General features: G+C 67.5%; 16 protein-coding genes. 8 read left to right on the forward strand and 8 right to left on the reverse strand.

Going from position 1 to position 12,855, the window contains the following annotated elements:
* Positions 1-37: 37 nt before the first annotated feature.
* The 4 genes from IEW01_RS11055 to recR all read left to right on the forward strand — a co-directional run bounded on the left by IEW01_RS11055 (position 38) and on the right by recR (position 3,239).
* Positions 38-1,786: a DNA polymerase III subunit gamma/tau gene (locus IEW01_RS11055; protein WP_229738210.1), complete on the forward strand. Its 1,749-nt coding sequence runs from the start codon at positions 38-40 to the stop codon at positions 1,784-1,786.
* 143 nt (positions 1,787-1,929) lie between these two features.
* On the forward strand, positions 1,930-2,277 hold the full coding sequence (locus IEW01_RS11060) for a YbaB/EbfC family nucleoid-associated protein (protein WP_188527690.1): 348 nt from the start codon (positions 1,930-1,932) through the stop codon (positions 2,275-2,277).
* Positions 2,277-2,639: a hypothetical protein gene (locus IEW01_RS11065; RefSeq protein ID WP_188527691.1), complete on the forward strand. Its 363-nt coding sequence runs from the start codon at positions 2,277-2,279 to the stop codon at positions 2,637-2,639. The genes IEW01_RS11060 and IEW01_RS11065 overlap by 1 nt, the downstream gene beginning before the upstream one ends.
* Positions 2,640-2,642: 3 nt before the next feature.
* Positions 2,643-3,239 carry a recombination mediator RecR gene (recR, locus tag IEW01_RS11070; RefSeq protein ID WP_188527692.1) on the forward strand — a complete coding sequence of 199 codons (597 nt, stop codon included), beginning with the start codon at positions 2,643-2,645 and terminating at the stop codon, positions 3,237-3,239.
* Positions 3,240-3,245: 6 nt separating this feature from the next.
* On the opposite strand, the gene hemC is transcribed toward recR, so the two are convergent.
* Positions 3,246-4,202 carry a hydroxymethylbilane synthase gene (gene hemC / locus IEW01_RS11075; RefSeq protein WP_188527693.1) on the reverse strand — a complete coding sequence of 319 codons (957 nt, stop codon included), beginning with the start codon at positions 4,200-4,202 and terminating at the stop codon, positions 3,246-3,248.
* Positions 4,203-4,303: 101 nt separating this feature from the next.
* Here hemC and hemE point away from each other — a divergent pair, with 101 nt between their 5' ends.
* A complete protein-coding gene (gene hemE, locus IEW01_RS11080) occupies positions 4,304-5,332 on the forward strand; it encodes a uroporphyrinogen decarboxylase (RefSeq protein WP_188527694.1) in 1,029 nt (342 codons plus the stop codon).
* A 90-nt stretch (positions 5,333-5,422) separates the two neighbouring features.
* Here the strand turns inward: hemE and hemF are convergent, their stop codons facing one another.
* Entirely contained in the window at positions 5,423-6,313 is an 891-nt protein-coding gene (hemF, locus tag IEW01_RS11085; RefSeq protein WP_188527695.1) for an oxygen-dependent coproporphyrinogen oxidase, read from the reverse strand.
* Positions 6,314-6,424: 111 nt separating this feature from the next.
* Here hemF and IEW01_RS11090 point away from each other — a divergent pair, with 111 nt between their 5' ends.
* Positions 6,425-6,793, forward strand: a complete 369-nt coding sequence (locus tag IEW01_RS11090; protein WP_188527696.1) for a hypothetical protein — start codon at positions 6,425-6,427, stop codon at positions 6,791-6,793.
* A gap of 15 nt (positions 6,794-6,808) precedes the next feature.
* Here IEW01_RS11090 and IEW01_RS11095 read toward each other — a convergent pair whose 3' ends face one another.
* The 3 genes from IEW01_RS11095 to clpS are packed head-to-tail and all read right to left on the reverse strand — an operon-like array spanning position 6,809 to position 8,997.
* Positions 6,809-7,651 carry an SDR family NAD(P)-dependent oxidoreductase gene (locus tag IEW01_RS11095; protein ID WP_188527697.1) on the reverse strand — a complete coding sequence of 281 codons (843 nt, stop codon included), beginning with the start codon at positions 7,649-7,651 and terminating at the stop codon, positions 6,809-6,811.
* A 40-nt stretch (positions 7,652-7,691) separates the two neighbouring features.
* A complete protein-coding gene (locus IEW01_RS11100) occupies positions 7,692-8,660 on the reverse strand; it encodes a class I SAM-dependent methyltransferase (protein WP_188527698.1) in 969 nt (322 codons plus the stop codon).
* A gap of 25 nt (positions 8,661-8,685) precedes the next feature.
* Positions 8,686-8,997, reverse strand: coding sequence for an ATP-dependent Clp protease adapter ClpS (gene clpS / locus IEW01_RS11105; RefSeq protein ID WP_188527967.1), 312 nt, complete (start codon positions 8,995-8,997; stop codon positions 8,686-8,688).
* Positions 8,998-9,136: 139 nt separating this feature from the next.
* Here clpS and IEW01_RS11110 point away from each other — a divergent pair, with 139 nt between their 5' ends.
* The gene (locus IEW01_RS11110; RefSeq protein WP_188527969.1) at positions 9,137-9,838 is read left to right on the forward strand and encodes an HAD family hydrolase; all 702 of its coding nucleotides are present in this window, start codon (positions 9,137-9,139) and stop codon (positions 9,836-9,838) included.
* Positions 9,839-10,137: 299 nt separating this feature from the next.
* Positions 10,138-11,541: a D-alanyl-D-alanine carboxypeptidase family protein gene (locus IEW01_RS11115; protein ID WP_188527971.1), complete on the forward strand. Its 1,404-nt coding sequence runs from the start codon at positions 10,138-10,140 to the stop codon at positions 11,539-11,541.
* Position 11,542: 1 nt separating this feature from the next.
* Here the strand turns inward: IEW01_RS11115 and IEW01_RS11120 are convergent, their stop codons facing one another.
* From IEW01_RS11120 to pgsA, 3 genes are read right to left on the reverse strand one after another with little or no spacing between them, the layout of a single operon-like run.
* A complete protein-coding gene (locus tag IEW01_RS11120) occupies positions 11,543-11,977 on the reverse strand; it encodes a molybdenum cofactor biosynthesis protein MoaE (RefSeq protein WP_188527699.1) in 435 nt (144 codons plus the stop codon).
* Positions 11,977-12,225 (reverse strand): molybdopterin converting factor subunit 1, encoded by a 249-nt coding sequence (gene moaD, locus IEW01_RS11125; RefSeq protein ID WP_188527700.1) that lies wholly within the window; start codon positions 12,223-12,225, stop codon positions 11,977-11,979. The genes IEW01_RS11120 and moaD overlap by 1 nt, the downstream gene beginning before the upstream one ends.
* Positions 12,218-12,835, reverse strand: a complete 618-nt coding sequence (gene pgsA, locus IEW01_RS11130) for a CDP-diacylglycerol--glycerol-3-phosphate 3-phosphatidyltransferase (protein ID WP_188527701.1) — start codon at positions 12,833-12,835, stop codon at positions 12,218-12,220. The genes moaD and pgsA overlap by 8 nt, the downstream gene beginning before the upstream one ends.
* Positions 12,836-12,855: the final 20 nt, after the last annotated feature.

The raw sequence follows: 12,855 nt of genomic DNA on the forward strand, positions 1-12,855 counted from the left end.
CTCTAGATTTGCAGCCAACCAACCCCCGGGGAGCAGCATGTCCGATACCGGCGAAAAGGCCTACCAGGTTCTCGCGCGCAAATACCGGCCCGAGACCTTTGCCGATCTCGTCGGCCAGGATGCCATGGTTCGGACCCTGAAGAATGCCTTCGAGGCCGACCGGATCGCGCAGGCCTTCATCATGACCGGCATTCGCGGGATCGGGAAAACCACCACCGCAAGGATCATTGCCAAGGGCATGAATTGCATCGGCGCCGATGGCAGCGGCGGGCCAACGGTCTCGCCCTGTGGTCAGTGCGAGCATTGTGTGGCGATTGCCGAGGGGCGGCATGTCGACGTGATGGAGATGGACGCCGCCAGCCGCACCGGTGTGGGCGATATCCGCGAGATCATCGAAAGCGTGCACTACCGGGCCGCCAGCGCGCGCTACAAGATCTACATCATCGACGAAGTTCACATGCTGTCGAAAAGCGCCTTCAACGCGCTGCTCAAAACGCTGGAAGAACCGCCCGAGCACGTGAAATTCATCTTTGCCACCACCGAGATCCGGCAGGTGCCGGTGACGGTGCTGAGCCGGTGCCAGCGGTTCGACCTGCGCCGGATCGAACCCGAAGAGATGATCTCGCTGCTGCGCCGGATCGCGAGTGCCGAGGGCGCCGAGATCGCCGACGACGCGCTGGCGCTGATCACGCGCGCGGCGGAAGGCTCGGCGCGCGATGCCACCTCGCTGCTCGACCAGGCGATCTCCCACGGTGCGGGCGAGACCAGCGCCGACCAGGTGCGCGCCATGCTCGGGCTGGCCGACCGCGGCCGGGTGATGGACCTGTTCGACATGGTCGTGAAAGGCGAGGCCTCGGGCGCGCTTTCGGAACTGGCCCGGCAATATGCCGATGGGGCCGACCCGATGGCGGTGCTGCGCGATCTCGCCGAGGTCACGCACTGGATCAGTGTCATCAAGATCACGCCCGAGGCGGTGGAGGATCCCACCGTCGGCCCGGATGAGCGGGCGCGGGGGCAGGCGATGGCGGCGGTGCTGCCGATCCGGGTGCTGAGCCGGATGTGGCAGATGCTGCTCAAGGCGATCGAGGAGGTCGGGCAGGCCCCCAACGCGATGATGGCGGCCGAGATGGCGGTGATCCGGCTCACCCACGTGGCCGATCTGCCCTCGCCGGCCGACCTCGTGAAGCAGCTCACCGAAACACAGCCGCCGCCCTCGCCCCCGGCCGGGTCGCCCGCGCCGACAGGCGGCGGCGGGCCCGAGGCGCGCGGCGGCATTGCGCCGCGATCCGGCGGCAACGGCGGCGGCGCGACGGCGCTTGCGGTGGCGGAGGACTCCGCGCTCGCCCATTACGCCAGCTTCGGAAATGTCGTGGAAATCATCCGCGCCAACCGCGACGTGAAACTGCTCGTCGAGGTCGAAACCGCGCTCCGGCTGGCCCGCTACGAGCCGGGACGCATCGAGTTCACCCCCACCGACGCCGCGCCCCCCGACCTTGCGTCGCGGCTGACCGCGCGGTTGCAGGGCTGGACCGGCGTGCGCTGGGGGGTAACGCTGGTTCCGGGCGCCACCGCGCCGACGATCGCCGAAACCCGCGAAGCCGAAAAACTGGCGCTCGAGGAGGAGGCGAAGGCGCATCCCCTTGTGCAGGCGGTGTTCGCCGCCTTCCCGAAAGCGCGGATCACCGAGATCCGCACCCCGGAAGAGCTTGCCGCCGAGGCCGAGGCCGAGGCGCTGCCGGAGGTCGAGGAAGCCGGCGAGGATTGGGACCCGTTCGAGGACGGCTGACCTTGTGCGGGGGCTCAAGACCGGGGCAAGCGATTGAACGCACGGGATATGGATCACAGCCAGCGAGCCCGGTCGGCGCCCCCGCGCTTGTGCGAAGCCCGGCGCGTTCGTATCTAGGACTCACAACAGACAAGGATCGCGACATGCTCAAAGGTTTGGGAAATCTCGGCGACATGGCCAAGATGATGAAGGCCGCGCAGGAGATGCAATCGAAGATGGCCGAGACGCAGGAGGCGCTTGCGCGCATCACCGTCGAGGGCGAGGCCGGCGCCGGGCTGGTTAAGGCCACCGCGACGGCGAAGGGCGAATTGACCGGGCTCGAGATCGACCCCTCGATCTTCGATCCGAACGAGAAGGAGGTGGTGGAAGACCTCATCCTGGCCGCGATCAAGGACGCACAGGCCAAGGCCGCCGAGCGGATGGAACAGGAAATGGCCAAGGTCACCGAGGGACTCGGGCTTCCGCCGGGGATGGCGAACCCCTTCGGCTGATGGCGGGTATCCTGAGCTACGGCCGCAAGGAAGCGGCGGCCTTGCCGCTCAGCGAGGCGACGGTCGAGGCCGTGATCGCGAAGGCACGCCGGGTCTGCCTGACGCAGCTCGCGGCCTTCGCCGCCCTTGTCGGGGGGCTGGTGTGGGGTGCGGTCCAGGCCGACGGTTTGGTCGTCTGGCTGTCCGCAGGTCTGGCGACGCTTGCCGCCTGGGGTCTCTGGGGCGCCCTGTTCGCGACCCTGAACCACTTCATCGCCAGCATTCCGCTTCGACGGAATGCCGCCGCTGAAATCGCCCGCGAGACCGATCCGAAGAAGTTCTGGTGGACGCACCGCGAGGTGTTCCCCCTTGCCTGGGATTAGACCATGACCAACGCACCGCGCGAGATTGAAAACCTGATCGACCTCATGGCGAGGTTGCCGGGGCTCGGCCCCCGCTCGGCGCGCCGGGCGGTGCTCTACCTCATCCGCAAACGCGGCCTCCTGCTCGCCCCGCTCGCCGACGCGATGCACCAGGTCGCCGTCACCGCCCGCGAATGCGTGGTCTGTGGCAACGTCTCCACCTCGGAGGTCTGCGATATCTGCACCTCCGAGAAACGCGCCACCGGCGAGCTTTGCGTGGTCGAGGACGTGGCCGATCTCTGGGCGATGGAGCGCGCGAGCGTGTTCAAGGGCCGCTACCATGTGCTCGGCGGCACGCTCTCGGCGCTCGACTCGATGGGGCCGGAGGAATTGCGGATTCCCAAGCTGGTGCAGCGCGTGGTCGACGAGGGGATTACCGAGGTCATCCTTGCCCTCAACGCCACGATCGACGGCCAGACCACGGCGCATTACATCGCCGAGGAACTGGAAGGGCGCTGTGCCGTGACCTCGCTGGCGCAAGGCGTGCCGATTGGCGGCGAGCTGGATTACCTCGACGACGGCACGATCACCGCCGCGCTAAAGGCCCGCAAGGCCCTGTAAACACGTCTATTTCCAGTCGAAAAACCCGTCGCCCGCCTGGGCGAGCAACCTGGCGGCCATCGCGCGGCCGATCTCGGGCCCGTCCTCGATGGCGCCGGTGACATCGTCGGCCAGCGCCTCCGAGCCATCGGTGCGCAGGATCTCGCCACGCAGCCGCAGCCTGCCCCCAGCCAGCGTGGCCAGCGCCGCGATCGGGGTTTCGCACGAGCCATCGAGGGCCGCGAGAAACGCGCGCTCGGCGGCGAGGCGCAGGCCGGTTTCGGCGTGGTGCAGCGCGGCCAGCATGTCGGCGGTGCGGTTGTCGGCGCTGCGCCGCTCGATGCCGATCGCCCCCTGCGCCACGGCGGGCAACATCTCCTCGGGGGTGATCGCCCGGCGCGGTACATCGTTCATCCCCAGCCGGTTGAGCCCCGCCATGGCGAGGAAAGTGGCCTCGGCCACCCCATTGGCGAGCTTCTTCAGCCGGGTCTGCACGTTGCCGCGAAACTCCACCACGTTCAGGTCGGGCCGCCGGTTAAGAAGCTGCGCCTTGCGCCTGAGCGACGAGGTGCCCACGGTGGCGCCCTGCGGCAGATCGGCGATGCTGGCGCATGTCAGCGAGACGAAAGCGTCGGCGCTGTCTTCGCGCGGCAGGTAGCAATCGAGCGCGAGGCCCTCGGGCTGCTCCGTGGGCATGTCTTTCATCGAATGCACCGCGATGTCGATCCCGCCCGAAAGCAGCTGCTCCTCGATCTCCTTGGTGAACAATCCCTTGTTGCCAATCTCCTTCAAGGGCCGGTCGGCGGCGATCAGCGCCGCGTCGTCGCCGGTGGTCCTGATCACCACGATCTCGAAGGCGGCCTCGGGCAGGTCGAAGGCGGCCATCAGGCGGGCGCGGGTCTCGTGCGCCTGGGCCAGCGCCAGCGGCGAGCCGCGGGTGCCGATCTTGAGCGGTTGGGCGGGGGAGGGGAGCGTCACTGTCATGCGAACCGTTTAAACGCGGCAAATCGGCCTGTCCACGCCCCGCGTGCTTGACAAGTCGCCGCGCAGTTGGGAACCAGCCGCAACAAGCGAAAGGATCACGCATGACCAAGCTTCTGCTGCGCGCCCTTGCGGGCGAGACCCTGCCGGTTCCGCCGATCTGGATGATGCGCCAGGCCGGGCGCTACCTGCCGGAATACCGCGCGACCCGGGCAGAGGCGGGCGATTTCCTCAAGCTGTGCTACAACCCGGAGCTTGCAGCGGAGGTGACGCTGCAACCGATCCGCCGCTATGGCTTCGATGCCGCGATCCTGTTCGCCGATATTCTCCTAGTGCCACAGGCGCTGGGGGCCGATCTGTGGTTCGTCACCGGCGAGGGGCCACGGCTCTCCACGGTCACCACGCAGGCCGATTTCGATGTGCTGAAACCGGCCTCGATGATCCACGACACGCTCGGCCCGGTCTACGAGACCGTGCGCATTCTCTCGCGCGAACTGCCCGCGGAAACCACGCTCATCGGCTTCGCCGGCGCACCCTGGACGGTGGCGACCTACATGATCGCCGGGCGCGGCACCCCCGACCAGGGCCCGGCGCATGCGCTCAAGGACGAGAACCGCCCGCTGTTCGAGGCGCTGCTGGAGCGGATCACCGAGGCGACGATCGACTATCTCTCGATGCAGGTGGAGGCGGGCGCCGAGGTGGTGAAACTGTTCGACAGCTGGGCAGGTTCGCTCAAGGGCGAGGATTTCAACGCCTACGCGCTGGAACCGGCGAAGCGGATCATCGCCGAACTGAAGGCGCGCCACCCCGGGTTGCCGGTCATCGCCTTCCCGCGCGAGGCCGGCGAGGGCTATATCGGCTTTGCCCGCGCCACCGGCGCCGATTGCGTGGCGATCGACAATTCGGTTTCGCCGAAATGGGCGGCCGAGCACGTGCAGGTCGACGGCTGTGTGCAGGGCAACCTCGACCCGAAGCACATGGTCACCGGCGGCGAGGCGCTGGTGCGGGCCACGCGCGAGGTTGTCGAGGCGTTCCGGAACGGGCCGCACATCTTCAACCTCGGCCACGGGATCACCCCGGATGCCGATCCCGAGAACGTGCAACTGATGATCGATACCGTGCGGGGCGCATAGGCTGCCCCTTCATCCTGGCAAAAATACCTCGGGGGGTCCGGGGGGCAGCGCCCCCCGGCCGGTCGCCCCGGCGTCAGCCGGGGCGAAACCTCACACCCATTTCGCCAGCGGCGGCAGGCTCATCAGCACCGCGTCGGCGTCGTGCCCGGTTGCGAGGCCGAACTTCGTGCCGCGGTCGTAGACGAGGTTGTATTCGGCATAGAGCCCGCGGTGAACGAGCTGCCTGTCCTTGTCGGCTTCGGTCCAGGGAAGATCGCGGCGGCGTTCGGTGACCGGCAGGAAGGCGGGCAGGAAGGCCCGGCCCACGTCCTGGGTGAAGCCGAAATCAGCCTCCCAGTCGCCGGTGTTGAGGTCGTCGTAGAAGATCCCGCCGACGCCGCGCGCGCGGCCGCGGTGGGGGATGAAGAAATACTCGTCGGCCCAGGCCTTGAAGCGATCGTAATAGGCCGGATCGTGCGCGTCGCAGGCCTTTTTCAACGCCGCGTGGAAATGGGCGGTGTCGTCGTCATACGGGATGCAGGGGTTAAGATCGGCGCCGCCGCCGAACCACCAGGCCGAGGGGGTCCAGAACATCCGCGTGTTCATGTGCACCGCCGGGGTGTGCGGGTTCTGCATGTGGGCCACGAGGCTGATCCCCGAGGCCCAGAAGCGCGGATCGGTCTCGATCCCGGGCACGCCGCGCGCGGCCATGGCCTTCTGCGCCGCTTCGCCGAGCGTGCCGTGGACGGTGGACACGTTCACGCCGACCTTCTCGAACACCCGCCCGCCGCGCATCACGCTCATCAACCCGCCGCCGGCATCGCTGCCATCGTCGGAGGCGCGTTTCGTCTCGGTCACGTCGAAGCGTCCGGGGGCGGCAGTGGCGAAGGGCCCGCTGTCGTGGCTCAGTTCCAGCGCCTCGAATGCCTCCACGATCTCGTCGCGCAGGGCGCGAAACCAGGTGGCGGCGCGGGCCTTTTCGTCGGTCATGGTTTCGCTCATCTCGCACTCCCTTTGGATTCGCCGATGGCTAGCAGGAAAGCGGTCTTCGGGAAAAGGGCGATTTCTTCGTGGCGCGCTGTGCGCTATCCTGCGCCGAGAAGGAGATCTTCCATGCGCCTGCCCCTCGTCGCCGCCCTCGCCCTTCCGTTCCTGCTCGCCGCCTGCGAGGTCACCCCGCGCCAGCAATGCGAAGCGCCCTACCGGGCGGAGTTGCGCACCGTCGATGCCGAGCTGCGCGAAACCCGCGAGATCCTGCGCCGGGGGTTCCGGCTGGTGCCCGCGCGCTGGGAGCACGGGGTGCACTACTGCGTCGAGCCAAGCGGGTTCGTCGGGCTGTGCACCGCCGAAGACGGCAAGCCGATGTTCGACAAGCGCCCGATCAACCGCGCGGGAGAACAGGCCAAGCTGAACGCCCTAGAAGCCGAGCGGCTGAGGCTGTCGCGCGCGATTGCACAATGCGCGGTGCAATTCCCCGAGTAAGCTCTGCGGCGCGGTTCAGTGCGCCGGGGCGCCGACGGCATCCACCAGCGTGCGCCCGCCGTCGACGGTGAGGATCTGGCCGGTCATGAAGCCCGCGCCCTCGGAGGCGAGGAAGCGGGCGGTTTCCGCCACTTCGTTGGCGCCGGCGATGCGGCCGAGCGGGGTGCCGTCGATGATCATGCCGCGCATGTCATCGTGTGCCCGCAGGGCATCGCGCAGGCTGGCGCTCATCACCGAGCCGAAGCTGATCGCGTTGACGCGAATGCGATGCGACGCCAGCGCCACCGCGAGCGCGCGCGTCATCTGTTCGAGCGCCGCCGCGGCGATCGAGAAGGCCATCAGACCCGGCTGGGTGCGGGTGGCGGCGATCGAGGAGAGGTTGATGATCGCGCCGAGCGGCGCGTCGCTGTCTTCGGGCAGGCTCTCGCCCTGACGGATCATCCGCTTCGCCACCGCCTGCGACAGCCGCAGCGCGGTCATCAGGTTCTGGTCGAGCAGCACCTCGATCGTGTTGTCGGACATGTCGAGCGGGTCGGAGGCGCAAACCTGCCGCGACGCGTTCACGAGAATGTCGACCCGGTCGAAGGCGTCGACGGTTGTGGAGATCAGGTTCTTGATCGTGAGCTTCTTGCGCAGATCGCCGGCGAAAATGCGGATGTTGCGCGCCTCGTCCTCGTCGGCCGACCCGCCGTTCGAGCTTTCGGGATTGGGCCCGAATTCGTCGATCAGCCGGGCCTCGTCGATATCGGCGCAAACCACGTTGGCGCCTTGCTCGGCGAAGTGGAGCGCGATGGCAAGGCCAACGCCATTGGCGGCGCCGGTGACGATGGCGGTCTTGCCGGAAATGGAAAACGACATGGGATTGGCTCCTGATTCCCTGCGCCGAGCCTTGCGGGGATCATCCCCGGAGGCGATGCGGCCTCGTGGCGTGGATCACCTTGAAGCCCGGCGTGCCGCCGACTTCTTCGACATGGGCGAAGGCGCGCCCGAGCGCCTCTTCGTAGGGCAGGTGGCGATTGGCGACCATCCAGAAGCTGCCCTGAGGGGTGAGAATCCGCCTTGCGGCGGCGATGAAGGCCTGCCCGAGCCCGGGATCGCCAGCCCGCCCGACGTGGAAGGGCGGGTTGGATACCACAACGTCATAGGGTTGATCGGGTTGGAAGCTGGTGGCGTCCGCCCATTGGAAGGCGGCGCGCGGGTCGGTGATGTTCCGGCGGGCGCAATCGAGCGCCACGGCGTCGGCCTCGACGAGATCGAGGTGGGTGACCGCCTCGGAGGCGAGGATCTGGCGGGCGAGAAAGCCCCAGCCTGCGCCGAGGTCGGCCACCCGGCCCTTGAGCGGCGGCAGCGCGTCCGCGAGCGCCAGCGAACCCTTGTCGGGCCCATCGGCGGAAAACACGCCGGCGCGGGTGACGAAGCCGTCCACCACGCGGTCGGTGGCGGCCCAGTCGGAAAAGTCGCCGCCCGAGATCCAGAACAGCTTGCCATGCGCCTTCGAGATCACGCCGCCGGGGGTGACGCGCGCCTTCACCGCCTTCAGCACCGAATCGATCCCGTCGTGCTTCTGGCCATCGACCAGCACCAGCGGCGCGCAGGCGGCGGCTTCGGCGATCAGGGCGCGCGCGGCGTCCTTCGAGCGGGGAAGCACCACGATTGCGGTGGCGGCCCTGGGGGCCTCGCGGGTGACGCTGTAACCGGCGGCAGTCCAGTGGGCCAGGTCGGGCGCGAAATGGCTGACGACGGTGACGCGCTCGCGCGGCAGGGCCGAAAGATCGTAACCCGCGGGCGGGGAGAATACGGCAACCGGCCCGTCGGGCAGGTCGAGCGCGCCCGAGTCGCGCGCGAGGGAGATGCGGGAGGCGGTCATGGCAAGGTGGCGCGTCGGGCGCGCGTCATTCCTTTTCCATCGTGCATTGCAGCGGGTGCTGGTGCTGGCGGGCGGCTTCCATCACTTGCGTCACCTTGGTTTCGGCAATCTCGTGGGTGAACACGCCGACCACGGCAAGACCTTTCTTGTGCACGGTGAGCATCAGTTCGAAGGCCTGGGCGTGGTTCATTCCGAAGAACCGCTCGAGCACCATCACGACGAATTCCATCGGCGTGAAATCGTCATTCAGCAACAGCACCTTGTACATCGGCGGCCGCTGCGTGCGGGTCTTGGTCTGGATGGCGACACCAGTGCCGTCATCGCCCTCGCCAGCCATCAGAAACGGGTTGATCCGGTCTTGCGACACGATGATCCTTTCGCTGCTCTGTTCAGTCATATTCAGACCGGACTATATAGCGCCAAAGCCGGGGAGGAAAAAGGCCCGGCTGACATCGACGTGACCGGGAAGGGCGATACTGGTGCAAAACCTCACTACCATCGGCTTCGATGCCGACGACACGCTTTGGCAAAACGAGGCTCTGTTCCAGATGACGCAGGAGCGATTCGCCTCGCTGCTTGCCGATTACGCGGAGCCGGATCACCTCGCCGAGCGGCTGGAGGCGGCGGAACGGCGCAACCTCGGGCGCTATGGCTTCGGCATCAAGGGGTTCGTTCTCTCGATGATCGAGACCGCGATCGAGGTGACCGGCGAGCGCGTGCCGGCCCGGGTGATCCGACAGTTGATCGAGGCCGGGCAGGAGATGCTCGACCACCCGATCGAGCTTCTGCCCGGGGCCAGCGCGGCGATCGAGGCGCTCGCGCCCCGGTTCACGCTGGTGCTCATTACCAAGGGCGATCTGCTCGACCAGGAGCGCAAGCTGGCGCAATCGGGGCTGGGGGAAATGTTCGACGCGGTCGAGATCGTCTCCGACAAGACGCTGGCGACCTATGCCTCGGCCTTCGCCCGCCACGGCGAAGGTGCGGACACGGCGATGATGGTGGGCAATTCGCTGAAATCCGACGTGATCCCCGCGCTGGAGGCGGGGGCCTTCGGCGTCCACGTGCCGCACAACCTGACATGGACCCTCGAACACGCCGAGCCGCCGCGGGCGCATCCGCGCTTTTTCGAGATTTCGGAGCTTGGCGAGCTTGCCGGCGTGATTGCCCGTATCGGCTGAGCGACGCCCGGCTTTCGGCGGAATCGCCGATCTTGTGGCTGGGCCGGAATCGCGCTCAACATCTTCCTGCGACAGATCAGCCGGCCCCCGAAAGACATTGAAAATTGGGTATTTTCTGGCGGCGTCCTTTCTGCTAGCCTTGATCTAATGAGAATGTGACCGGGCAAAGAACCCGGCATATCGAGGCAGAGACAGGTGACGACGTGAAACCGCGCGCGGGGCAGCTTGCCCGATTAGTGCTATTGTCGTTCGTGCTGGCGGTGCTTGGCCTGCGGGCCGTTGCCGCGCCATACGCCGCGATGGTGATGGACATGCGCAACGGCGAAGTGATTCACGCGCGCAACGCCGATACCCAGCTGCACCCCGCCTCGCTCACCAAGATGATGACGCTCTACGTCGCCTTCGAGGCGATCGAGAACGGCGAGATCAGTCTCGACACGCTGGTCACCGTTTCCGCCAATGCTGCCGCCGAACCACCGTCGAAACTTGGGCTCCGGGCGGGCCAGAAGATCAAGCTGCGCTATCTCATCCGCGCCGCCGCGGTGCGGTCGGCCAATGACGCGGCCACCGCGATCGGCGAGGCGATTGCCGGGTCCGAAGCGGCCTATGCCGCGCGGATGACCCGCACCGCGAAGGCGCTGGGCATGTCGCGCACCCAGTTCAAGAACATGCACGGGCTGACCCGGGCCGGCCACATGTCGACCGCGCGCGACATGACCCTCCTCGGCCGCCACGTCTTTTTCGACTACCCGGAATACTATAACCTGTTCTCCCGCCGCACCGCCGACGCCGGGGTGGCGCAGGTGCCCAACACCAACCGCCGCTTCCTCGACGCCTACAAGGGCGCGGACGGGATCAAGACCGGCTACACCAGCGCCGCCGGCTTCAACCTCGTGGCCTCGGCCGAACGCGGCGGCAAACGGATCATCGCCACCGTGTTCGGCGGCCAGTCCACCGCGGCGCGCAACAAGCAGGTGGCGGAACTGCTCGATCTGGGCTTTCGCAAGGTGCCGACGCGAGTGGCGCTTCGGCCGCCATCGAAGCCCGCCTATGTCGGCCCGGGTGGCACGGCGCCGGTCGTGGTTGCCGCCGGTAGCGCCGCGCCAAGCGTTGCGGGCAAGGTGATCCGGGTTGTGCGCGCGCCGCAGAAATCCATCCGCCCGCAGCCGCGCCCGCTTCCGGCCGTGCCGGACGAGTCCGTGGTTGCGGCGGTGGTTGCGGCGCTGGGCGCGGAGATCGAGACCGTGATCGAAGACGTGGTGACGGCCAGCGCGGCCGAAGCGGCCACGGCGCCCAAACCCGATCCCGCCGTCAACGCCGAAGCGGTGGTCGCAACCGCGCTCGCGCCGAGGGCAGCCCCGCCGCCGGAACCGCGCCCGGCGGAGATCATCCTCGCGAACGTCGAGCCGGAAGCGCCGGCGGAAGCAGAGGCCCCCGAGGTCATCACCCGGCTCTCCAGCGCGGGCGGGCGGCACTGGGGGATCAACGTCGGCCGCTATGCCTCGGAATACGAAGCCGAGCGCATCCTGCTCAAGACCGCGCTGGTCGAGCTCGCCACGCTGGGAGAAGCCTTGCGCAAGGTGGCGCGCGGCCCGCAGGGGTTCGAGGCGAATTTCGTCGGGCTCACCGAGGACGGGGCCGATCTTGCCTGCCGCAGATTGTCGGCGCGCAACACCAGTTGCCGCGTGATCGGGCCGAGCTGAGCTACCAGCGCGAAAGCGCGTCCTCGTCTTCGTCCTTGGCCGCCACCCATTCGGCACCGTCCGGCCCGTATTCCTTCTTCCAGAACGGCGCGCGGCTCTTGAGGTAATCCATCAGGAACTCGGCCGCTTCGAAGGCGGCCGCCCGGTGGCGGCTGGCGGTGGCGACCATCATGATCCGATCGCCCGGGACCAAGGGGCCGTAGCGGTGAATCACCAGGCAATCGTCGAGCGCCCAGCGCGACATGGCCTCGGCGGCGATCTTCTCGATCGCCTTCACGGTCATGCCGGGATAATGCTCGATCTCCATCCGGGTCAGCCCGCCGGTGGCGCGCACGATCCCGGTGAAGGTGACCTGGGCGCCGACATCGCCCTCGGCGCCGAAGCCTGCAAGCTCGACCCCGAGATCGAACGGCTCGCTTTGTACCCGGACGCGCATCAGCCCCCCGTCATCGGGGGAAAGAAGGCCACCTCGCGGACGCCCTGCAGCGGGCTGTCCCATTCGGCGAGTTCCTGGTCGACGGCGACGCGCAGCGCCGACAGGTCCGAGAAGGCGAGCGCGTAGCGATCCTCCCGGGCGCGCAATTCGTCGACGAGATCGGCGACGGTGGCGGCCCCGGTCTCGACGCGCTCGCGCGGCTCGCCGATGCGTTCGCGCACCCATGCGAAATAAAGAACGTCAAGCATCCGGCTCCTCCTTCAGAAATGGCATCGCCTTGCGGAAATAATCCCAGCCGGTGACGATGGTCATGAGAGCGGCGACCCAGAGCAGCGCGATCCCGGCGTTGCCCGCCCAGTCGGCCCAGCCCATGAGCCAAGCCCGCTCGCTGCCGCTTTCCATCCGGGCGTGGTGCTCGAAGACGCCCTTGGCGAAGATCAGCGTGATCGCGATCATCTGGCTGGTGGTCTTCCACTTCGCGAGGTTGGTCACCTTGAGCGCCCGCGCCTTGCCGCCGAGGCTCTCTCGCAGCCCCGCGACGAAGACCTCGCGGTAGATGATGATCGCCGAGGGCAGCAGGATCCAGGGCGTGAGCCCGGCGTAGCCGTTGATCACCAAAAGCGCGATCATCACCAGCGCCTTGTCGGCGATCGGATCCATCGCCGCGCCAAACAGGCTTTCGAGCCGCCAGGCGCGGGCGAGATAGCCGTCGAGGTAATCGGTGATCGCGGCGATGATGAATAGCGACATCGCGTACCAATCGGCCCAGGGCCTGTCGAAAAACAGGAACATCACCGGCAGAAGCGGCACCGCCAAGAGGCGCGCAATGGTGAGGATATTGGGCAAGGTCCATCTCATGAACCATGAATATCCGGTTC

It is taken from the genome of Sinisalibacter lacisalsi (assembly GCF_014640115.1).
GTDB lineage: Bacteria > Pseudomonadota > Alphaproteobacteria > Rhodobacterales > Rhodobacteraceae > Sinisalibacter > Sinisalibacter lacisalsi.